The sequence below is a fragment of the Paenibacillus sp. Y930 genome (assembly GCF_056786375.1).
Map to the genome: position 1 here is coordinate 770,273 of NZ_JBXCIX010000001.1, position 23,652 is coordinate 793,924.

Annotated in this window: 19 protein-coding genes; 3 read left to right on the top strand and 16 right to left on the bottom strand. The window is 38.3% G+C overall.

Annotated elements, in window-relative coordinates; all coding sequences use genetic code 11:
• Window positions 1–32: 32 nt before the first annotated feature.
• Window positions 33–1,088: a BMP family lipoprotein gene (locus tag AC1TO5_RS03720; protein ID WP_482061429.1), complete on the bottom strand. Its 1,056-nt coding sequence runs from the start codon at window positions 1,086–1,088 to the stop codon at window positions 33–35.
• 207 nt (window positions 1,089–1,295) lie between these two features.
• Window positions 1,296–1,760: a MarR family winged helix-turn-helix transcriptional regulator gene (locus tag AC1TO5_RS03725; RefSeq protein ID WP_482061430.1), complete on the bottom strand. Its 465-nt coding sequence runs from the start codon at window positions 1,758–1,760 to the stop codon at window positions 1,296–1,298.
• A 248-nt stretch (window positions 1,761–2,008) separates the two neighbouring features.
• Here AC1TO5_RS03725 and ilvD point away from each other — a divergent pair, with 248 nt between their 5' ends.
• Window positions 2,009–3,694 carry a dihydroxy-acid dehydratase gene (ilvD, locus tag AC1TO5_RS03730; RefSeq protein WP_482061431.1) on the top strand — a complete coding sequence of 562 codons (1,686 nt, stop codon included), beginning with the start codon at window positions 2,009–2,011 and terminating at the stop codon, window positions 3,692–3,694.
• A 266-nt stretch (window positions 3,695–3,960) separates the two neighbouring features.
• Here ilvD and AC1TO5_RS03735 read toward each other — a convergent pair whose 3' ends face one another.
• Window positions 3,961–5,328 carry a polysaccharide deacetylase family protein gene (locus AC1TO5_RS03735; RefSeq protein ID WP_482061432.1) on the bottom strand — a complete coding sequence of 456 codons (1,368 nt, stop codon included), beginning with the start codon at window positions 5,326–5,328 and terminating at the stop codon, window positions 3,961–3,963.
• 182 nt (window positions 5,329–5,510) lie between these two features.
• On the opposite strand from AC1TO5_RS03735, the gene ytvI reads away from it, so the two are divergent.
• Window positions 5,511–6,635, top strand: a complete 1,125-nt coding sequence (gene ytvI / locus AC1TO5_RS03740) for a sporulation integral membrane protein YtvI (protein WP_482061433.1) — start codon at window positions 5,511–5,513, stop codon at window positions 6,633–6,635.
• 108 nt (window positions 6,636–6,743) lie between these two features.
• Here the strand turns inward: ytvI and AC1TO5_RS03745 are convergent, their stop codons facing one another.
• The 3 genes from AC1TO5_RS03745 to AC1TO5_RS03755 form a co-directional block, all read right to left on the bottom strand.
• Entirely contained in the window at window positions 6,744–8,549 is a 1,806-nt protein-coding gene (locus AC1TO5_RS03745; protein ID WP_482061434.1) for a peptidoglycan D,D-transpeptidase FtsI family protein, read from the bottom strand.
• 134 nt (window positions 8,550–8,683) lie between these two features.
• Entirely contained in the window at window positions 8,684–10,882 is a 2,199-nt protein-coding gene (locus AC1TO5_RS03750; RefSeq protein ID WP_482061435.1) for a methyl-accepting chemotaxis protein, read from the bottom strand.
• Between the two features lie 262 nt (window positions 10,883–11,144).
• On the bottom strand, window positions 11,145–13,244 hold the full coding sequence (locus AC1TO5_RS03755; protein WP_482061436.1) for a methyl-accepting chemotaxis protein: 2,100 nt from the start codon (window positions 13,242–13,244) through the stop codon (window positions 11,145–11,147).
• Window positions 13,245–13,551: 307 nt separating this feature from the next.
• Here AC1TO5_RS03755 and AC1TO5_RS03760 point away from each other — a divergent pair, with 307 nt between their 5' ends.
• Window positions 13,552–13,824, top strand: a complete 273-nt coding sequence (locus AC1TO5_RS03760) for a hypothetical protein (protein WP_482061437.1) — start codon at window positions 13,552–13,554, stop codon at window positions 13,822–13,824.
• A gap of 99 nt (window positions 13,825–13,923) precedes the next feature.
• Here AC1TO5_RS03760 and AC1TO5_RS03765 read toward each other — a convergent pair whose 3' ends face one another.
• The 10 genes from AC1TO5_RS03765 to AC1TO5_RS03810 form a co-directional block, all read right to left on the bottom strand.
• Window positions 13,924–15,180 (bottom strand): peptidase U32 family protein, encoded by a 1,257-nt coding sequence (locus AC1TO5_RS03765; protein WP_482061438.1) that lies wholly within the window; start codon window positions 15,178–15,180, stop codon window positions 13,924–13,926.
• A gap of 14 nt (window positions 15,181–15,194) precedes the next feature.
• A complete protein-coding gene (locus AC1TO5_RS03770; RefSeq protein ID WP_482061439.1) occupies window positions 15,195–16,127 on the bottom strand; it encodes a peptidase U32 family protein in 933 nt (310 codons plus the stop codon).
• A gap of 31 nt (window positions 16,128–16,158) precedes the next feature.
• On the bottom strand, window positions 16,159–17,286 hold the full coding sequence (gene mltG, locus AC1TO5_RS03775) for an endolytic transglycosylase MltG (RefSeq protein ID WP_482061440.1): 1,128 nt from the start codon (window positions 17,284–17,286) through the stop codon (window positions 16,159–16,161).
• Window positions 17,287–17,394: 108 nt separating this feature from the next.
• Entirely contained in the window at window positions 17,395–17,709 is a 315-nt protein-coding gene (locus AC1TO5_RS03780) for a DUF1292 domain-containing protein (protein WP_482061441.1), read from the bottom strand.
• A gap of 5 nt (window positions 17,710–17,714) precedes the next feature.
• Window positions 17,715–18,005 carry a DUF1292 domain-containing protein gene (locus AC1TO5_RS03785; protein WP_482061442.1) on the bottom strand — a complete coding sequence of 97 codons (291 nt, stop codon included), beginning with the start codon at window positions 18,003–18,005 and terminating at the stop codon, window positions 17,715–17,717.
• Window positions 18,006–18,021: 16 nt separating this feature from the next.
• The gene (gene ruvX, locus AC1TO5_RS03790) at window positions 18,022–18,429 is read right to left on the bottom strand and encodes a Holliday junction resolvase RuvX (RefSeq protein WP_482061443.1); all 408 of its coding nucleotides are present in this window, start codon (window positions 18,427–18,429) and stop codon (window positions 18,022–18,024) included.
• Between the two features lie 18 nt (window positions 18,430–18,447).
• Window positions 18,448–18,708, bottom strand: a complete 261-nt coding sequence (locus AC1TO5_RS03795) for an IreB family regulatory phosphoprotein (RefSeq protein WP_482061444.1) — start codon at window positions 18,706–18,708, stop codon at window positions 18,448–18,450.
• Window positions 18,709–18,756: 48 nt separating this feature from the next.
• On the bottom strand, window positions 18,757–21,390 hold the full coding sequence (gene alaS / locus AC1TO5_RS03800) for an alanine--tRNA ligase (protein ID WP_482061445.1): 2,634 nt from the start codon (window positions 21,388–21,390) through the stop codon (window positions 18,757–18,759).
• Window positions 21,391–21,850: 460 nt separating this feature from the next.
• On the bottom strand, window positions 21,851–22,921 hold the full coding sequence (locus AC1TO5_RS03805) for an AI-2E family transporter (RefSeq protein WP_482061446.1): 1,071 nt from the start codon (window positions 22,919–22,921) through the stop codon (window positions 21,851–21,853).
• A 163-nt stretch (window positions 22,922–23,084) separates the two neighbouring features.
• A complete protein-coding gene (locus AC1TO5_RS03810; RefSeq protein WP_482061447.1) occupies window positions 23,085–23,633 on the bottom strand; it encodes a hypothetical protein in 549 nt (182 codons plus the stop codon).
• Between the last annotated feature and the right edge of the window lie 19 nt (window positions 23,634–23,652).

Sequence of the window (23,652 nt, forward strand, 5' to 3'; positions counted from 1 at the left end):
ACTGCAGCCGGCAAACTACTTATTAAAATATATTATTTTGTAATAGAAGTGTCGATAGTACCGGCTTTGATACCTTCAGCAATTTCTTGTAGCTGAGCGATATCTTCATCAGTAAGTTTTTCACTACGTGGAGATTCACTTTCTGTTGTTACGAAAGTAAGACCTACACCGCCTTCAGCTAAACCATAATAGCTAGTTCCGAAGTCAAATGTATTTTCAACGAAAAGTTTAACTGTATCATAAGTAACAGTATCAACTTCTTTAAGTTGAGATAGGATAACATGCTCAGGATCGATTACCGTACGGTCAACGTCTTGTCCAGAAGCATAGAAGCCTTTATCTTTTGCAGCTTCAAATATACCAAAGTCACCAACTGCAGCCAAACCAGCGATAAAGTCAGCACCTTGTGCGTTTTGTTGAAGTGCAAGTTCTTTTGCTTTTGCTGAATCCACATAACTACCTACATAAGCAGTTAAAACTTTTGCATCAGGATTCGTATGAGCAAGACCTTTTGCAAAACCAATTGTATACTTGTCCATTTGTGCGCCTTCAACAGCAACAACATTACCTACAATGTTGGACTCTGTTACAAGACCTGCAGCAGCACCTAATAGGAAGGATGCTTGATTTTCAATGAATGCAGCACTTCTAACATTAGGAATGCCTTCAATGACATGGTCAATAATTGCAATCGGAAGATCTGGGTTTTCAGCTGCGATTATTCTTAATGCATCTTCAGCTTGGTAAGTTGCAGTAATAATCATGTCATACCCTTCAGCAACTGCAGCGCGAAAGTGTTGTTCAAACATATTAGCATCTGAAGCTTCCATCGTTCTAATTGTAACTCCAAAGTCTTCACCAGCTTTTTTGAAACCTTTATCCATTAGTTCGAAGAATGGGTTAACACCAATTTGTTCAGGAAGAACCATAGCAATTTTAATATCTTTGTTTGCTCCATCAGTTGTACCCTCTGTGTTAGTACCGCTGTTGTTAGTACCATTTGAACCTTGATTTGCATTGTTACCACATGCAGCCAATAGGCCAATAACTAGAACCATTGTCAATAATAAAGTAAGTCTCTTTTTCACTGTGTGTTTCTCTCCTCATCCAAATTAGAAATTCGACAAATTACTACCTTATCTTACACAATTATAGCTACAATTTAAGTATTAATTAATAAACGTCACGAAAACGACACACTTAATAGCGTTTACACTGTCATTCTGCGACAAAATGAGGCTATTTGATATTAACTTTACTTAATTACATAGTAATTTGTGTCTAACGAGCAGTTTTCATTCTTTATCTGTAGAATTAAAATTCACCATATTTTGCTTCATTTTATTAAATAGATACATTCCATTCTCCATTTCTTCGCTAGTAAGGTCCGCGAATAAATGAATCATTAAGTTTTTCCGCACCGCTTTAATTTGCTCTACATGCTTTTCTCCGACTTCTGACAGCTTCAACAATACAACTCGTCGATCATGCATATCTTTTTCTCTCGTAACAAATCCTAATTCGATTAGTCGATCTGATAAGCCTGTTACCGCTCCACATGTAATATATAACTTGTCTGCAATATGTGATGCTTTCGTTGGACCATTTTCTGATAATTGTGTCATCATTCTAGCATGAGTGATACCGAGTCCCGATATACTGTATTTCCCCCAGTATGTATTAATTATGCTTCTGATCTCACGAAAGGATTCATCTAATCTATTCATTAACTCCTTATTATCTTCAAAATGATTATCCATTTCGGTCCCCTTTTCAAAATGCTTTATTTACTACGTTGATATAGAGTCTAGTATTCATTTTAATGACCACTTCGTATTATAGTATATCAAATAATACGCAACAATGGCGCAGTTCGGTTCACATTACGGTTATTACTTTGTAGCCAAGCACTATTGAGTATGCTAAAATTACAACTATAATCATTTATCATGATCATAACAATTTAACTATTTCACTATAGTGTATACGTACAAGGAGGAACTTCCACATGGCAAAGAAAAGAATGCGTTCTGATATGATTAAAAAAGGTTTTGACCGTGCGCCACATCGTAGCTTACTACGAGCTGCTGGAGTAAAAGAAGAGGATTTTGACAAACCATTTATCGCGGTATGTAACTCATACATTGATATTGTTCCAGGTCATGTTCATCTTCAGGAATTTGGTAAATTAGTTAAAGAAGCGATTCGTGAAGCTGGCGGTGTTCCTTTTGAATTTAATACAATTGGCGTAGATGATGGTATCGCAATGGGTCATATCGGTATGCGTTATTCCCTTGCTAGCCGTGAAATTATCGCTGACTCTGTGGAGACAGTAGTTAATGCTCACTGGTTCGATGGTATGATCTGTATTCCGAACTGTGACAAGATTACACCTGGTATGATTATGGGTGCGCTTCGCGTTAATATCCCAACGATGCTAGTTAGCGGTGGACCAATGAAAGCTGGTAGAACTTCAGATGGTCGTGCCATCTCACTTACTAGCGTATTTGAAGGTGTTGGTGCTCACCAATCTGGTATTATCAATGATGAACAGCTTTACGAACTAGAAGCATATGGCTGTCCTACTTGTGGTTCATGTTCAGGTATGTTTACAGCTAACTCAATGAACTGCTTAGCTGAAGGTCTTGGACTTGCACTACCTGGTAATGGTACTATCCTTGCCGTTGCTCCCGAACGTAAAGAGTTCGTGAAACAAGCAGCACGTCAATTAATGGAACTTATCGAAATGGACCGTAAACCTCGTGATATCGTTACAAAAGCAGCAATCGACAATGCTTTTGCCCTTGATATGGCGATGGGTGGTTCTACAAATACAGTACTTCATACACTTGCTATCGCACATGAAGCAGGCATTGAATATTCAATCGAAGAAATCAATGAAATTGCTGAACGTGTTCCTCATTTAGCAAAAATCGCTCCAGCATCTGATTATCATATTGAAGATGTGCACAATGCTGGTGGTGTTAGTGCTATCATTCATGAGTTATTGAAAAAAGACGGCGCATTCGACGGCGATTGCTTATCTGTATCTGGTAAAACAATTCGCGAAAATGTTGAAGGCTGTGAAATTCAAGATACGGATGTTATCCATACAATCGACAATCCACATACTGCTCGTGGTGGACTAGCTATCCTATTCGGTAACATTGCTCCTAACGGTTCCGTTATCAAAACTGGTGCAGTCGACAAATCAGTAGGCGGCTATCATAAAGGTCCTGCTATTTGCTTCGATTCTCAAGATGAATGTCTTGAAGCTCTAGCTCAAGGTAAAATCAAAGAAGGTCATGTCGTAGTAATTCGCTATGAAGGACCTCGTGGCGGCCCAGGTATGCCTGAAATGCTTGCTCCAACTTCGGCAATCGTTGGTATGGGTCTAGGTGCTAAAGTTGCTCTTATCACTGATGGTCGCTTCTCTGGTGCCTCTCGCGGTATTTCCATTGGTCACGTTTCTCCAGAAGCTGCTGATGGCGGTCCAATCGCTTTTGTTAACGATGGCGATGAAATCGAAATCGATATGAATAATCGTACGATGAACCTGCTAATTAGTGATGAAGAGTTTGAAGCTCGTAAAGCCGCATGGCCTGGTTTTGAATTGAAAATCAAACGCGGTTATCTAGCACGTTACGCGCATTTGGTGACTAGCGCCAACACAGGCGCAGTAATGAAAATGTAACTCTAGAGGTAAGTTAAAAATCGGACTTTGATAACGATGGGTATGCTGACGTAGCGTATTCGACGTCGCATCTGAAGCGAACTTGGAAAGTACGGTTCGCGTGTACCAACTACGTACACTTGCGCTTCCGCCTTTCTCAAGTAGCGCTTCACCTGCTCGGTTCTGAAAGCCCGATTTTTGAACTCTCATTGTAAGTTAGTTCAAATATACAAAAAAGCATGCTGATTGATCAGCATGCTTTTTGTGTATATATACACATACATATATTAGTTCGTAGATAACACTTCTTGCTGTGTACTGATCATTTCTTGTTGCTTCGTTGCACTATAAGTATGATCCAGTGGCATATATTGCTGCAGACGTTCGAGCGTCATTAGCAAGATTTTAGGTTCCTCTTGAACCTGCTCACGAACACGACGAGTAGCGGTAAAGGTCTGAGTTGGAGTTAATATTTTCATCAACCATTTCAAATAAATTTTAGTGCTCGATAGAAATAACCCCTTAGGCATCTCATGTATTGAAAAACCCAATTTATCCGCGCCACGATTAATCATAGTAATCCCTTGAATCGCTTTAATTGGCGTATTCTTTGCCTCATCCGTAATTCGTAATGCTAATGCCGGCAATGCTCGCTCTACTTCACGAATTGTTTTCACTGCAACGACTAAAGGATTTTTCGATGTGAATGCAATATGTGATAGCTTCCTGTTGTCAAAGTGCAGCTCTACGATTCGGTCACCTTGTGAAAGAGTCTGCCCATCATTCATCATAAGCGATTTGCCTTTATATTTGATCAAACGATAATGGAACATCGGCCCGTTATGTGATTCGATATCTTTCAATCTCATAATCTGGTGAAATACTTTCTCCCAAGTTAGCCATAATGATATCATTATTTTTTTACTGCGCGAAAATTTTTTCTTACTATTTTGTTCGGTCACTTTAATCATGCTTTCAATGTTAACTAGCTTCATTTGCTGCATGGTTGCTGCTTCGAGAAATACTTCTAAAGCAATAAGCATACTACGCGGTGCGTTTACATCTGCACCAAAGGTTCTTCCACAGTCATGTAGTAATAGCACTTCACCTGGCTGTAGTTTCTTCATTAATCGAGCTTCTAACTTTTCCGCCGATATTTTTTTAAGCCAATCACCGAAAAGCGATGACCATAAAATAATATTAAGTCGTGACACATTGCCATAGTCGAACAAATTAACGATCCCCCATGGTGGTCGATAGTAAATGGAACGTTGTCCCGTTACCTCTTCAATAATATCATTGGTCATTTCAATATGTTTACGAACCGTTTTCGGTCTCATAAACCAATTCGTCTTATGCTCATAATTATGAACACCAATTGTATGCCCTTCATCTCTCATTCGTTTCAATAATTCAGGATTTTGTTTCGCATGTACTCCTACAACAAAGAAGGTTGCTTTTGCATCATATCTTTGTAATAAGTCTAGTAGCTGTGCAGTATAGTTAGGATCCGGTCCATCATCAAATGTTAATGCTATTTCATGATTCGCTTTCCCCTTTTTGAATACTTGATACCCAAATACTCTACTTAAAATTCCCGGAATAAATGCGTAGAAGGTCATGAAATAAAATCCCAATGTTAATATGCTCTCCATGATTGTCTTCCTCACTATAATAATGATATAGTCAATATATAATACATAATAAGACCTAACGCACTAACTTTAATTGTATCATAATTGCATTAAATTCTCACTAGTAAGATCAGTAAGATTATTTTTTTCGGGGTATGAACCTATTACTTGCCTTATTAAGCTATTGAAAGGATGATTGCTACTTGTTATCTTTCTACAAAAAATATTGGAGAACAGCTTTTGATATTGCGCTCATTATTGTAACAGTCCTTCTTATTATGTGGCTATTTAGTGTCGTGTACAATATTGCAAAGCCCATTTTTTACTCCTTTATTATTTTTATGTGTATTGAACCTCTTGCCAAACGTCTTAATAAATGGGGATTGAAAAAGAGCATTGCTTCTGCAATTTCAGCTGTACTATTCGTTCTCATTGCCCTTGGATTAATCGGCGCACTCATTATTGTTGCAACGATGCAAGGTATTGAATTAGTTAATTTACTCCCGCAATATCAGGAGCAGTTCACTACAGAAGTGAATAGATGGCTACATTATTTCCAAGACAAGATGAATCAACTACCAATCGACTTTAGCTTAACTGATAAGCTTACAAATACACTAGAACAAGCATCTACGAAAATACAAGGATGGTTAATGGCTGGATTGACATTTGTTATCGGCTCGATCACTTCATTCACTTCATTTTTAGTCAATGCCGCTGTCGGTCTAATCTTAGCCTATTTCTTAAGTATTGAAATTGTAGATTGGAAAAAGCTAGCATCCGATAAAACACCTAATACATTCAAAACTGCATTTTTCTTCTTAAGAGACAATGTATTAAAAGGGATTTGGATATACATTAAAGCGCAAAGTAAACTAATTAGTGTTACTTTTGTCGTTATTCTTATATCTTTATTACTACTGGATGTTAATCATGCTTTCATTATTTCATTAGTTGCTGCTATCTTTGACGTATTGCCTTTACTCGGTGTAAGTACAATCTTTATTCCATGGATTACGTATTTATTTGTAGTTGGTGATACTGAATTAGCTATTTGGATTACTGTGCTATGGCTTGTTGTTGTGCTAGCTAGACAAATGCTTGAACCCAAAATTACTGGTGATTCTTTAGGCGTATCAGCATTTACAATGTTAGCATTTATGATGATTTCCTTATCATTATTTGGTGTAGCCGGATTGATTCTATCACCTATTCTACTTATTCTGATTAAAGCGTTGCTCGATCAAGGATACTTAGAACAATGGATCAGAAAGCCCATTGGTGAATACGATAAGCCCGAAAAAACCATTATAAATGAAGAAGACTAACGTCATCGCGCAAGTTCAGAACAATCATGAATAAACTAGAACGAATCCATAAAGGGACAGTATCAAAGTAATCGCCAATAGCGACCTTTGATACTGCCCCTTCTTTAACTACTCATGCTCCGCTACAATATCCATAATTCCGCGAAATGTTTTCGTAGCATGATTTCGCGAACCACTAGGCTGCTCTTGTACAAGCACCGATAGTGCATACTTTGGCTCTTCAGTCGGTCCATAGCCGATAAACCATTGATCATTATGCCCTACATGTTTGCCGCTTAATTGTGCAGTACCTGACTTTCCTGCTACATGCCATTTCCCGCTAGCAATCGACATTCCCGTTCCTTGCTGAACAACTACTTGCATGTAATGCAAGATTTTTTCAGCCGTTGCTGGATGAATATTGTATTTATTTTCATGCCCTAGATGAACTGGCAGCTGCGCTAATGCTTGACCGTCAGCATAGTTTATTTGTGACACAATTCTATTCTCGTATTGTCTCCCACGATTAAGTAAAGTTACAATCATATTGGCAGCCTGCAAAGGCGTTAGGTGAACATCCCGCTGACCAATACTTGACTGTGCAATGACCCCTCCATCCTTCGTGTTCAAATCATGAAATACAACACCATTCTCTTCCTCCGCTAATAAGCGTAGAGGGGATGAGATCGGAGCGTTCCCTTCATCTTGATGCCAGCCTACTTTTTGGACGACGCCAAGTGCATTTGCCGTTTCATATAGTTGATTAGCTGTTAGCCGTTCTGCTAATGTGGCAAATACAACATTACAGGAGTTAGCGAACGCTTCTTCTAATGTTTGATCACCATGTCCGCCTTCCTTCCAACAAGATAGGCCATATTTACCATACTCACCATTACAATAAAAGTGTTCAGCATCGTCGACCACATTATATTCAATAGCAGCGGCTGCAGTTACAATTTTATAAATGGATCCAGGTGAATATGCTGTAAGCGCATGATTTCTAAGAACGCGATCATTACCTTGTCGTAATTGCCCAGGTAATAATTGTGGCCTGGATACCATTGCTTTCACATCACCATTGTTAACATCTAGTAAAACTACCGCCCCTTCTATAACATGCTGCTCATCCAAATATCGTTCAATTTTATTTTGAAGTTCAAGATCTATTGTCGTAACGATAGTCAGTGGATAATACGGATTCGTTGACTCGATACGTCTCGTTCCAATTCCAGCCAATTGATCATATCTGCCATCCAATGTGTATGTGAGATAGGACGGTCCTAGCCCATGTAAATATCGATCAAGAGAATATTCCAACCCTACTATGCCAACTTTACTATCTCTGCTCCAATTCGTTAACTGATTGATCTCAGAGCTATATACCTTTTCTGTCCATTCAGGAAACTCAGCAACAGTCCCAATAAAATGTTTCTGTTCATATTGTTTTGGGTAACGATCGCGATATGCAACGATCTCTAGACCATAGAGATGCAGCTCTTGTATGTCGTCTACTTGTTGCTTAGTTAGTCTGACCGGATCATTAGACATATCTTCTAGAAACGCCGCATTGTCCAATACACGAACGAATTGCTGTAGCTGCTCGGGCGATTTCCCTAGAATAGTAGCTAACTTAGCAAAATGAGTAACATCAATTTCTTTCCATGCATGGACTGGATAAAATGCAACTGTATTATATTGTTGACTTGTAATTGAGCGTCCATGTTCATCTACGAAATGTCCTCTTCCATCATCAATCATTAGCTTCTTCATTCGTTGATTCACTGCACCTTGCCGCCAATCATAATATTTATACTTACTACCATTTTGTTGAAACATGGTCGTCGTTGGACTAATCTGCAAGTAGATAAGTCGACATGTATACATAAACATTACGCTAGTAAATATAATAGCTAACCAAATTGCTCTACGCTGCATTGTTTTATTCTCCATGCTCATCATAATAACTCTAGTATGACTACTTACTATGCAGATTAAACAAGATCAACATTAGAAAACAGTAAAAAGAGCTAACGACGCGCAAATATCACATCGTTAGCCCTTATATAATATTAGATTCTGAACTTAGAAATCGAATCCTTCAAACCATTCGATACAGTTTCAAGTTTTCCTGACAAGTCAACCAAGTTTTGACTAATACTTAATTGTTCTGTACTTAGTGATGCTACTTCTTCAGAAGTTGCCGAGGACTGTTGTGCTACTGCACTAACATTATTCATAGAATCACTTAATATTTCTTGTGACTTATTAAGCTCAACAAAGGCATCCGTCACTTGATTCATACTTTGTTTAAATGTATCCATCTGAGCTTGCACCGTTAAAAACAGTTGATTTGCCTCTTTAACAGAGACAATTTGCTCTTGGAACAATGGATATGCTTCCGATAGCACCCCCACGGTTTCTTCAATCTCACTAGTGATGGTACGCGTAATTTGTGCTACAACCTCAATTGAATTTTTCGATTGATCGGCTAGCTGTCTAATTTCATCAGCTACGACCATAAATCCTTTACCTGCAGCACCGGCACGAGCAGCTTCAATCGTTGCATTCAATGATAATATATTTGTTTGCTTCGTTACAGCATTCAATACATCAAGAATCTTCACAATCGATGTTGTACTTACTTTTAAAGCATTAACTTTATCTACCATTGCACGAGTCATTTGTTCAGTTGTACCAGTTTTATCAATTAGGACGCCCATATAACTAGTACCTTGAAGGCTCGCTTGTTCAACTTCATTCGCTGAAATTGACATTTGTACGTTATATTCATTAACTTGTATCATCTGATCATTCAAAGTATTCGTATGATCTGTACCTTTTTCCGCTTCCATAGCCAGACTTGACGCACCACCTGCAATTTCTTCGGTAGCAATGGCAATTTCTTTAGCTGCTAATGAAGTCTTTTGAGAGGCATCAGTTAATTCAGCTGCCGTTTTCAGTACTTCAGCAGCAGAATATGTGGTTTGCGTAGCTAGCAATGAGATTTGTTCCATCATCTCATTGAAATTAACGGAAAGCAGTCCGATCTCATCCATTCTTCTATTCAATGTTGATCGTACAGTCAAATCACCCTTAGCACCTTTTTGCATTAAACCTGATAAAGCATTTAACGGTCTTCCAATGAATCTAATAATAATAATACCAATTGCTACTGCTAACAAACATGCAATAATCGCAGTAATAATCGTTATATTACGAATCGGTGCAGCTTGTGAAATCAAATTTTCGGTTGGAATAGAAGCCACTACTTTCCAATCTTCGTTACCTTGTAGAACTTCGTATATTGCCAAATACTGTTTATTGTTTTCACCTTTAAGCTTCAAGCTATCTGACATTTCTGCTTGATCTTCTTTCTGGGGAATCACAATATTAGGAGTTTGACCGTATTGACTAGCGTCAGACGCCTTTATATATTGATTATTACTATTGACTATCACAATTTCACTACCATTACCGAAATCCACTTTCGCTAGAGACTCAAAGAAACTATCTACATTGAATTCCATCACTAACATAAATGATAATTCAGCATTATTCAAATTACGAACGACACGAGCTAGTCCAACTGTTTCGTAAGCGTTCGACTGGCTAATACCGTCTGCTTGAGGCTCAATCCAATTAGGACTACCCGCTTTTACTATAGTTGACTTGTACCATTCCGTATTTCGATACGTTTCTGCATCTTTTTTCGTATTTTCAAGATCTTCATTCGTGCCAGTAATAATCGGTTCTAAAGCGTCGTTAAATGGTATTACCGTAATATTTGTTATCACTGTATTCGTTACCATAAAAGTAGATAATTTATCGGTCACTGCTTTGGACGCTTGAATTTGCTCATATGTATTATCTGTTAATTGTAATGTATTCATATTTTCAAGAAAATCTTTGTCAAACATAATTTGAAACGACGTCTCATTATAGCTATTTAGTACTGTATCCGTACTATAACTAACTTGTTTGATTGTTTGTATACTGGAGTTGGATACATTGCTCTCAATTAATCCTTTTGACTTTTGATATGAAATTGTTCCGATAGTAATAACACAAACAAAAATACTAATAAAGATAAGTACAAATAATTGTACTCCAATACTGTTCAAGATCCCGATATTCCCTTTATTATTCAGATCTTTGATCTTATTCTTAGCAGTATCACTTAATATTTTCAAATTTCCCATCATAGAACTGCTTTTCTTATGAGAATCATCTTGTTTAACAGTACTGTCTTCGTTAAGAGATTTCTTCATGCTGACGAGCACCACCTTATTTTATTGTAAAACATTATCATTTTCTTCGAACGTACAGACCTATTTTACCATCTAGATTGTACTAATTCTATATAAATATTAGATTTTTTATGAAGTAGGTATAAAGCAGTTATAAAATAGGTATGAAGTGATCTAGCATATTTTTCATAATTACCAATAATGGATCCAAAGAACTAATTACACAAAAAAACTGTAAAGGATTGCTTTGAAAGCACAATCCTTTACAGCACTTATATTGTCGTTATTCTACTTTGAATTGGGATAATGCATCTTTTAATTTAGTAGAGACTTCGTTAAGTTCAGCAGATAATGTTACAAGATTATCACTAATACTTAATTGTTCACTACTCAAGCTTGCAACTTCCTCCGAAGTTGCAGAAGATTGCTCCGCCACCGCGCTGACATTCGTCATTGCATCATTCAAGACTGTTTGAGATGCTTCAAGTTTATTAACAGACTGTGTTACATCTTCAAGACGAATAATTAGTTGATTCATCTGACTTTGAACACTTACAAATATACTATTCGCTTCTTTCACAGAGTTGATCTGCTCTTGGAACATTGGATATGCTTTTGATAACACATCAACCGTCTCTACAATCTCTGATTGAATACGATCAGTGATTTGTGCAACAACATCAATCGATTGTGTTGATTGATCAGCTAGTCCTCGAATTTCATTAGCTACAACCATAAATCCGCGCCCAGCAGTACCAGCTCTTGCCGCTTCAATCGTTGCATTTAATGATAAAATATTCGTTTGCTTAGTTACTGCATTAAGTACATCTAAAATCTTTACAATCGAACGTGTGCTATCTTTCAAGGAGTCCACCTTTTCAACCATCTCACGTGTCATTTCCTCGGTCATTCCTGTTTTCTCGATTAATTCAGCCATATAAGCAGTACCTTTGCCACTCGCACTTTCCACTTCATATGCGGATTGCACCATTTCTAGATTAGCAGTTAGCACTTGTTTCATCTGATCGTTAATCATAATCGTTAGATCATTGCCTCTTTCTGCTTCAACAGCAAGACTTGTTGATCCGTTTGCAATTTCCTCAGTAGCTACAGCAATTTCTTTAGCAGATATTGCTGTCTTACTAGAAGCGTTCGTTAATGTTTTCGCGGTTACCATTACAGCTTCTGCTGAATTTTTAGTTTGACTAGCTAACGCTGTAATTTGGATCATCATCGAATTAAAGCTTTTATTCAGCTGTCCAATTTCATCCTTGCGATTGTTATTTTTCGAACGAACCGTTAGATTTCCCTTTGCACCTTCAGTCATAAGATTTCTTAACTGAACGAGAGGTCTACTTATCGTGAGCATTACAACGATTGAAATAAGAATAGCAATAATTGCAGCAGCTATTGCTACAGTGACAGTTAAGCCACGAATAACTTCAGCATCTTTTACTAATTCCTTAACAGGAATTTGCCCAGTTAATGACCAATCAGCATATTCTAATTTTTTGTGCATTAATAGTACTTCTCCAATATTGTCTAGCGTAACACGTGCACTATTTCCATCCGATCCGTCTAATTCAAATGGAGCAGCATTAGCAATTAGACCTGTATCATAATTAATCATATATTCATTTTCACTATTCACGACCGTTATTATACTTTCAGATCCTAAAGATACATTGTTAATTTGTTCTTGTATGCCTGTAGTAGATATATCTACTACTAGAATATAATTTGCAACACTTGAAGTTGTATTTTTGATTACTCTAGCAATACCAAAGCTAGGTGTATCACTGTTATGTGTAATCGCTTCTTGACGAGAAGATAACCAAACTACTCTTCCTTGAGCATCAATCGTTTGTTGAACCCATTCTTCCTTCGCTTCACTTTCCACCTTAGCTTGTTGGGAGGTCCCAGCCGTAATAACACTAAGCTTATCATTAAGTGGAATAAGTGCCATCCCTGTAATATTAGCATTGCTAAATATAAAACTTTGGAGCTTCGTCGATAATAGCTTCGTCGCTTCAAATTTCGAATACTCATCTTCATTTACAAGGATAGCATCTGTATATTTGTGAAATTCATTATCAATCATAATTTGTAATGTGAGTTCTTCATAACTCTTCAATATATTATTGAGGTTAGCACCCAATTGATTGACAGTTTGTTGACTTGACTCCGATATTTTTCGTTCAATAATTGCTTTAGATTGATTATAAGCCAACATCCCCATCGTTATAACGCAGGCCAGAATCCCCCCCATAATATAGAGGAATAACTTGATCCCTACCGATTGAAACGGATTCGTTTTAATCTTCAATAATATTTCAGATTTCTCTAATTCTTTTTTATTTTCGACCTTTTTCGCATTATTCATATGACCGCACCTTCCTTTAACCTCAACGTAAGAGCGCTTACAAAAAAGTGGTTACGTTTTCTTTTATTTTATGTATACTATTCCCTATTATTTTCTATATGCGTTTGATTGTCAATCTTTAAAAAGAAAAAGACCCCTTTATGCATTCTAAAGAGAGTCTCTACATATGTTCACGAGCATCAAAGACATTGATGGCATTGTAACGAAACCCAGCAACGTGTACGGTACGAGTACACAAGCGGTCAATGTTCAGCACGAGGTTTGTAAATAAGGTTCAAAGCCCGCTATTTTGAAAGGGCCTCTTCCAATGAAGGTTCAAAAAGCGGGCTTTCAGAACCAAGCAGTTGGGACACTACTTGAGAAAGGCGGAAGCGCAAGTGTACGTTATTGGTACACGAGTCCCACACTTCCCAAGTTCGCTTCATACTCGATGTCGAATATGCTACGTCAGCATACGCATCGTTATCAAAGCCCGCTCTTTGAACTACCCCTTCTAATGAAGGTTCAAAAAGCGGGCTTTCAGAACCGAGAAGATGGAGCGCTACTTGAGAAAGACGGAAGCGCAAGTGTACATTATTAGTACACGCGAACCGTACTTTCCAAGTTCGCTTCATATTCGATGTCGAATACGCTACATCTGCATACGCATCGTTATCAAAGCCCGATTTTTGAACTTCCCCTAACGGATCTTTTTACGCATCATGTCCATCGGTTCTACTGGTTTCAAGGTCCGGATGCGAATTTTTTGTAGTGGATGGCGCGCGACATCTAGCGTGTTGCCATCAAGATCAGTAATTTCAGTTACCGTTTGTTTGAAGAAGCGACCTTTCGGACCAACAAATTCTACTTCTTGACCTACTTTAAAATGATTGCGTTGTTCGATTATGGCAAACTGTGTAGCTGCATCATAATCATGTACAACTGCAGCAAAATCATAAGGTGCTGCTTTTTCCTCAGCAGTGTAAATATGATCTTCAGCTCCCGGAACATCAAGGAAGAAACCAGTATTAAGCGGGCGATTAGCTGCTTTATGAATTTCATCAACCCACGCTTGCTTAATCTCATAATGATCTGGATCAGCCATATAAGCATCGATTGCTTGACGATAAGCATTAACTACAGTAGCTACATAATGAATACTTTTCATTCTACCTTCAATCTTAAAGCTATCTATTCCTACATCAATAAGATCTGGAATATGCTCTAGCATTCCTAAGTCTTTTGAGCCCATTGTGAAAGGATCTTCTTCCCCTTCATTAACCGGAGCTCCCTCAAGAAAGAGATCATATTTCCAGCGACACGATTGACAGCAACCACCACGATTAGAATCACGATCCGTAAAGTGATTGGAAAGCACACAACGACCTGAGAATGACGAACACATCGCTCCATGAATGAAGGCTTCTAGCTCAACATCAACATTCTTTTTGATTTGTTCAATTTCCTCGAAGCTTGTCTCCCGAGCAAGCACAACGCGCGGCAGACCTTCACCCTTCCAAAATTGAACGGTTTTCCAGTTCAAGACAGACTGCTGTGTACTTAAGTGAACTTCCATTTTAGGCGCAACCCGTTGTGCAGTTTCAACAATAATTGGATCAGCAGCTATAATCGCGGCAATGCCAGCCGCTTCAAGATTACGCAAATATTGCTCGATACCAGCAATGTCTTCATTATGTACATAGATATTAGTCGCAACAAATACTTTAGCTCCATATCGCGCAGCAAATTCCACGCCTTCCTTCATTTCTTCGAATGTGAAGTTATCGGCGTTAGATCTCAATCCGTATGACTGACCACCGATGTAGACAGCATCTGCTCCATAATGCACTGCAAATCTTAGCTTTTCAAGATTACCTGCTGGTGCTAATAATTCCGGTCGCTCTAATCGATTACGTTCACCATAATAACGACGCTCGCGTTTCATAGTAGTACTCATCTATTGTGTTCCTCCTAATATACTTGCTCTTTGAAGAAGAAGCCGAAGCTTAGTTCGCGGTTGGGATCTTGAAGCTCTCGAATGGTATCCAACAATTGCTCATCAAATTCATAGGTTTCAGGATCAGTCAAATATTGATCAATCGCCATGCGATATGCTTTAACAACGGCTACGTTATATTCGGTAGATTTGAGGATACCCTCAATCTTCAAACTATCTACTTTACAATCTAGCAATTCATGTAAATTTTCTAGCATACAAATATCATCAGAACTCATAATATGGGTGCCATATTCATCTTCGAAGATCGGATAACGTTCGTCTGGGCGATCATTTTCCATAAGATATAATCCAGCAGCTTTTTGAATATTAGCATATCTCTCTTGTTCACCATGATAGTCTGTATAACTTTGAATTAGTGATCTTTTGGAATGATACATTGCCGTCATACCATGAACTTGTACTTGAATTTGTAGCGTGCTTTTTTCTTTCGTATCTACTACTTGTTCCATATTCAACTCACGTGCTAATACATAGCGTGATGTCCCACGACGTGCCCAATATTCAGCGGTTGCATAATTCGTAGAGGTCATCTCAGCATTCCAATGAAGACTTACATTAGGTGCATACTCTTTAGCGGCTACAAGCACTGCAGGATCGCCATACACGATCGCGTCGACCTCATACTGTGCTAAAGTCGTCAAATAAGCTGGTAACAGTTCTACCGTCCTGTTATCCATTAGATTATTCATCGAAACATAAAGTTTACCATTTTTAGCATGTGCCATAACAACAGCTTCTTTGATCATAGCTAGATCAAATTGACCCGCTAATCTACTACCAAACTTCGCTTCCCCTACTACTAACGCAGTAGCTCCAGCATCTAACAATTGTGCACATTCATCCAAATTAGCAGCTGTACACAACAATTCCGGATTATAAGACATTAACGCTCACCTCACCAAAGTAAACGGCTCATTACTGAGCCGTCGCCTTACTCTTTTCAATATTTTTCAAATGCTGATTATAAGTTTCAGCAAATAAATGTGACTGTGTTCCATCTTTTTTCGTTACATAATAATAGTAGTTATGCTCTTCCGGATATAGTACAGCCTTAATAGATTCTAAGCTTGGCGTTGCAATTGGTCCAGGCGGAATTCCATCAATAACATAAGTGTTATAAGGGCTATCTAGCTTCGTATCCTCTATTGATAATAATTCCTTTTGTTCAACTAAAGCGTATTGAATCGTCGCATCTATTTGTAAACGCATTGGTTTCTTCAATCGGTTATAAATAACACCAGCAACTGTAGCACGTTCACTATCCACAACAACTTCACGCTCAATTAATGAAGCTATCGTTAACATTTCATGCATCGATATCCCTAACTCATCTAGCTCATCTGACCAATTCTCTGGTAATGTAGCGAGTTTACGATCCTGCTCCTTCAACATACGGATAATAACATCTTCTTCCGTACTATCCTTGACAATTTCATACGTATCTGGGAAAAGATATCCTTCTAATCGATTGATTAATTGAGTGGTTTCCTGTGGGATATTAAGTATATTTTCTGCACCTGACCAACTACGAGACTCTTTCGTTAACGTAATGAACTTTTCTTTATCTACAAGTCCCTCAGTCGCTAGCTTGTCCGCCATTTGAGCAATCGTGAACCCTTCTGGAATGGTAAATGTGATCGTTTCCTGGGCAATGACGTCACCTGCATTCAGCTTTGCAATTACTTCTGCTTTATCCATACCAGGTTTTAATTCATACTTCCCTGCTTTGAAGTTATCGCCCTCGTCTTTCAACACTAGGTAGTAACCAAAAATAAATCCATTTTTAATAATTCCATTTTCTTCAAGGAGCTTTGCTACACTATTAGCAGAGCTGCCTTTAGGAATCGTTACTTCAAGAGACGTTCCAGATTTGGTCGGTTCAAGCTGATTCCATAAATAGAACAAGCCACCCGCTGCAACGAGCACCATAAAGAAAAACAATGAGAAACATACCCAAAAAGAAACAACCCATTTCTTAGGTTTATTACGTTTCCTCTTTGGCTTCTTTTTATTTTCTTCTATAGATTTTTCTATATTCTCCAAGAATCTAACACCTCAATATCTATCCGTTCTTCGGACATTTGATTATATTTTGAATATCCTCGTCAAAAAGAGCGGTGATATGCCGCTCTCTCTATAAAACATTTTCAATTAAGGTCGTTCATCGCTGACAAATTGAAGATCATCGTATGCTTCAGAAACAGCTTCCCATTCCTCTTCATCAACGATACTCTCTAATTCAACTTCGTCATTTTGTTTATACACTCGAAGAAATTCAAACTCATCTTCAGCTTTCATCACCTCTGTTTGTAACACTACATATGTAATGTCTCCCCAAACAAATTCTTGTATAATGAAGAAAGCTTCAACACTTCCATCATCTGTAACAAGTTCGATTTCTAGACCAAAATGATCTTTAAGTGTGTCTCCAACAATTGGAGCTGTATTTGGATGCTCAAAAGCCATTACAATTATTCCTCCAACTCACCAAGTAAAGTGTTGAACGTTTCTTCAACAATTGCCCACTCTTCTTCATCATCAATTGTAAACAATTGAAGATCATCGCCTTCTTCTTCATAACGGAAAGCATAGACTTCGTCTTCTTCCTCATTTTCAGAAATAAGAGGAACAACCATCATATATTTTTTATCGGAATCATCTACTTCAAATTTCATAATGACTTCAAACTCTTCCTCGTTGCCATCTTCATCTGGAATATAGATAATTTCTGGTTCTTCATAGTTTTGCTCGTTATTTGTCATTTTTACCCTCACCTTTTCATTTAGAATCAAGATAATTTTGCAAAATAAGTGTAGCCGCTAACTTATCTACCACTAGTTTGCGCTTCTTTAGACTGATCTCAGCTTCTTTTAACGTTCTTTCTGCAGCAACTGTGGTCAATCTTTCATCCCAAAGGTGAACAGGTAATCCAAGCTTCTCCCCAATTTGCTGGGCAAATGCCATACAAATCTCACCGCGTGGACCGATCGTACCGTTCATGTTCTTTGGAAGTCCAACCACGACCTCAGAAACCTCATTTTCCAGTGCAATTTCCGCAAGTCTGTCGAGTTCTCCACCGTCTCGTCGTGTCTCAACAACGGTTAGCCCTTGTGCCGTCCAACGAAAAGCATCGCTTACCGCAACGCCAATGCGACGATCACCATAATCCAAACCCATGACTCTCATATTTGTTCGGCCCCTCAATTACTCTTTCTTATGCAAGAGATAAAAGCGAACTAACTCTTCAATAAGCTCATCACGCTCTTTCTTGCCGATCATACTTCTAGCATTATTATGACGCGGGATGTAAGCCGGGTCTCCTGATAACAAATAGCCGACGATCTGGTTAATCGGATTATAGTCTTTCTCAAGTAAGGCATCATATACCTTAAGCAGAACATCTTCTGAGGAATCATCACCCTCAATTTTCACGTTAAACTTCATCGTCTGATCCATTGAATTCATCAGCTACACCCCCTAATACGTATACCATACAAGTATGGCTTAGTTCTACTATATCACATTTGCTTGACTAACAACTAGTTCCTGTGCAAGTTTCAATGCATCATTAAGTTTTTCTACATCTTTACCGCCGGCTTGTGCCATATCAGGACGACCGCCGCCATTACCACCACATAACAACGCAGCTTCCTTAATGATTTTCCCTGCATGGAATCCTTTTTTCACAAGATCTTGTGATACTGCTGCTGCCAAATTAACTTTATCTTCTGCTGCTGCACCAAGTACGATAACGCTAGTTGGTAGCTTCGTTTTTAATTCATCTACAATACTACGTAAAGATTCCATATTGGATGCATTTACTTTCGCAGTTAAAATAGAAACTTCCCCTACTTTAACAACGGCATCTAACAACGAACCCGCTTCAATATGACTTAGCTTATGCTGCAGAGATTCGTTGTCGCGAATTAATTCCTTCACTTGACCATTTAATGCATCAATACGTTTTGGCACATCAGTTACATTACTTTTCAGTTGTACTGCCGCTTGTTTCAACAAATCAAGCTGAGATTCATAGTATAAATAAGCTTGTTTTCCAGTTACCGCTTCAATTCGACGTACACCAGAGCCGATACCACTTTCGCCTAATAGCTTGAACAGACCGATTTCTGATGTGTTGTTAACATGACAGCCACCGCATAGCTCGATAGAATATTGGCCAACTTGTACGACACGTACAACGTCACCGTATTTCTCACCGAACAATGCCATCGCACCCATTGCTTTCGCTTCGTCAATTTTCTTTTGCTGGATAACAACAGGCGTACCTAACCAAATTTGCTCATTTACTCTTCTTTCAATATCTACTAGCTCTTCAGCTGTAATAGAACCGAAATGCGAGAAGTCAAATCGTAAACGTTCGCCTTCTACTAAAGAACCCGCTTGATTAACATGCTCACCTAATACTTCTTTCAATGCTTTGTGTAGTAAATGTGTAGCCGTATGGTTTTTCACAACATCTTCACGAACCGCTTTGTTCACTTCCGCTGTTACGGCAGCATTCACTTTTGCTACACCTTCAACAACGATAGCATGATGAAGCGTTTGACCATGAGGTGCTTTCGTCACATTCTCAACTTCGATAACGAAGCCTTCACCAGTAATTGTACCTCTGTCGCCAATTTGACCGCCACTTTCCGCATAGAAAGGAGTCTCATCAAGCAATAGCAATACTTGCGTACCAGCCACAGCTTCTTCTAGCAACAGTTCTTCGCCTACTAATGCTGTTATTGTGGATTTTACTACCAATTCAGTATAGCCAACAAATTCACTTTTAATCGTAAGATCAGCAAGCGGTCCACCTTGAATCTTCATAGAAGCAGTATCTTGACGAGCAGAACGAGCACGCTCACGTTGTGCTTGCATTGCAGCATCAAAGCCATCGCGATCGACTGTCATACCTTGCTCCATCGCAAAGTCTTCTGTTAAGTCAAACGGGAAACCATACGTATCATATAATTTGAAAGCATCATCACCATTAATAACCGTAATTTTGCTCGCTTTAGCTTGATCAACAAGATTAGACAGTAATACTAGTCCATCTGACAATGTTTCGTGGAAACGTTCTTCCTCTGTACGAATAACCTTCTCAATAAATTCACGTTTTTCCACTACTTCAGGATAGTAGACGCCCATTACATCACCTACAATGCCAGTAAGACCATATAGGAATGGCTTGTCTACACCTAGTGCTTTACCGTAACGTACTGCACGACGAAGCAAACGACGAATGATGTAACCGCGCCCTTCATTAGATGGCATAACGCCATCACCAACTGAAAATACAACGGTTCGAACATGGTCAGCGATAACTTTCAATGCGACGTCTTGTTCTTCGGATACTTTATACGATACACCTGCAATTTCGCATGTGCGATTAATAATCGGCATAAATAGGTCTGTATCAAAGTTAGAATCTACATCTTGCAAAATAGAAGTTAAACGTTCTAGACCAGCACCAGTATCGATGTTTTTATTCGGAAGCGGAGTATAGCTACCATCTTTATTATGGTTAAATTGTGAGAATACAAGGTTCCATACTTCTAAGAAACGCTCGTTTTCACCACCTGGCCAACATTCTGGATCATTAAGATCACCGTATTTGTCGCCGCGATCATAGAAAATTTCTGTACAAGGACCACAAGGACCTTCACCGATATCCCAGAAGTTTTCTTCTAGCTTATAAATACGCTCTGCTGGCAAACCGATTTTCTCGTTCCAATAACGATAAGCTTCCTCATCCTCTGGATAAACGGTAACAGAAAGACGTTCAGGATCAAATCCAATCCACTTCTTGTCCGTTAAAAATTCCCATGCCCAAGTAATAACTTCTTCTTTGAAATAATCTCCGATTGAGAAGTTACCAAGCATTTCGAAAAATGTGTGATGACGACGAGTTTTACCAACATTCTCAATATCATTTGTACGAATACATTTTTGAGAGTTCGTAATACGTGGATTTGCTGGAATTTCACGACCATCGAAATATGATTTCAATGGAACCATACCTGCGTTAATCCATAGTAAAGATGGATCATTATGTGGAACTAGAGAAGCACTTGGTTCAACAGCATGTCCTTTACTTTCAAAAAAAGCTAACCATTTTGCGCGAATTTCACTTGCTTTCATTATTTAGCCTCCCAAAACTTTTCATATTATACTCGATATACTTCTCTGTGATGAAAAGTTACATCGATAGCTTAACCTATTTTTCATAACTACTTGTTATACTTCTACGTTATATTGCTGCATATTTTTGTGAACAAAGACAAAAAAGCCCCTGTTATGACAGGGACGAATGTTATTTCGCGGTACCACCCTGGTTATTGTGTGCATAGCAACACAATCGCCTTCAAGGACAATAACGGGTCCACCCGATGAGTTTCACTCACACTCAGAAAATAGCTTTCTGTTATCCTTCATTAGAAGCGTTCTTCCAACCAATTCACTATGAATCGGAACGCTATCTCTGGCTAATGGGCTATAACATAATTGTTTTCGTCAACGCTTTGTTGTTATTGTATGTTCAACTTTTTGAACGACCCTTACAATAGTTCTGTTCAAATTATAGCTAGTGGATTTAGCACTGTCAAATAATCTTTCTGCGAACGTAGTAGGCAAACATATGCTGGACAATCACTTTACACGTAGCAAAGATCGGAATAGCTAAAATCATTCCTACAATCCCAGCAATTTGACCTCCAACTATAAGCGCAAAAATGATCAATAGTGGATGTAAATGTAACGTACGACCTACTACTTGTGGAGAAATAATGTTCCCTTCAAGAATTTGACATATCGTATTAACGATCACAACAAGCAACATCATTTTCAATGATACTGTCGATGCCATTAGTAAAGCTGGAGCAGCGCCGATAAACGGTCCTACATACGGAATAACATTAGTAATTGCAACGATGCTGGCGAGTAGCAATGCATAAGGCATGCCAACTAACAAATAACCGACATATGCTAACGTTCCAACAATAATACAGACTAATAGTTGTCCGCGTATATAACTTCCTAACGCATCATCAATATCCTTTAACAAACGAATCGTGTTTTTACGGTGTGACTTAGGAACATACTTAATTACGGCACGTTCAAACACATCAAAATCTTTCAGTATATAGAAAGCCAGAAACGGTACAACAAAAACTACGAATAATGTGCCAACCATCTCACCGATATTATTAACAAATGTAAGCAATGTTTCAGAGATGCGTCGCTCCATTAATACTAATGATTTGTTGACACCTTCGCGCAAACTTTCTGGGAATAGTGCATTGTTATTAAAATCTATAACTAATCCCTGTGCTCGCATCGTTAGCTCGGGTAAATGTTTATTCAACTCCTGCATCTGATCGATGAACATAGGAATGAAATTAACGATAATGACCGTTAAAATCGCACAAAACACAGCATAAATTAATAACACTGCCATCGTTCGTGGTACTTTCCGTTCATGTAACATCGTAACAACAGGATTAAGTATGTACGAAATGATCATTGCCACAATAAACGGACCAAGAACAGCCTTCAAAAATGAAAAGATGGTTGCAAGAATCGGCTTAAGCAAAAGCAGAAAATAAATAACTACTAATAGCAATATCGCATAAATTAAAATAACAAAAAATCTATTTTTTGTAAATCGCTCCAATCGGCACACCACCTTCATTCTAACTATTCTTTGCCATTATATGTACAAGTATTCCTATTCAGCACAAAAAGCAGTAACTCATCAGGAGAAAGAGTTACTGCTCGGGTAAAACTAAAAACACTCTATAGATAACCGACTTCTACAATTCCGCCTGCCGATACAATTATTCTTCTAGTTGCAGAATAGTTTCATTTATAGTTATATTGTCTGGAATATCTTCCTTCAAAAGACTAACAAGTGCAGTTACATATACAGCTTCATTCATTCCTGAAACCCCAGTTATTTCATTACTTACCCGCTTCGCATTAATATATAATATTGGATCTCTGTCATGCTCGTCATCAGGTAAATAGACCGATTTAATCTCGAAACCCTCCGTTATATTTTCAACTCCACCAATACTTACACATATGAAATACTCTGTCGGTGTTTCTCCTACTATAAACCCACCGGGCGCAAAATGTTCTAGTCTTGTATATTTGTCGATAATATCTTGTTGAAGACCTTTAATACTTCCATCCTCCCAAGAAAAATCTGCTGCTTGTTTCAAATAAATATACTGTGTAAACGGTATATTTAATTTGCTAACTTCAGTGTAAACTGCGTCCGTACTAGATACCAACTTTTGCTCCTTGGCAGTCAAATTCCCGCTACAACCTAACTGCAACCCTAAAATAAATACGATAATTAAGAAACTTCGTATTCTCTTCACCACCGCTAACCTCCTTGGC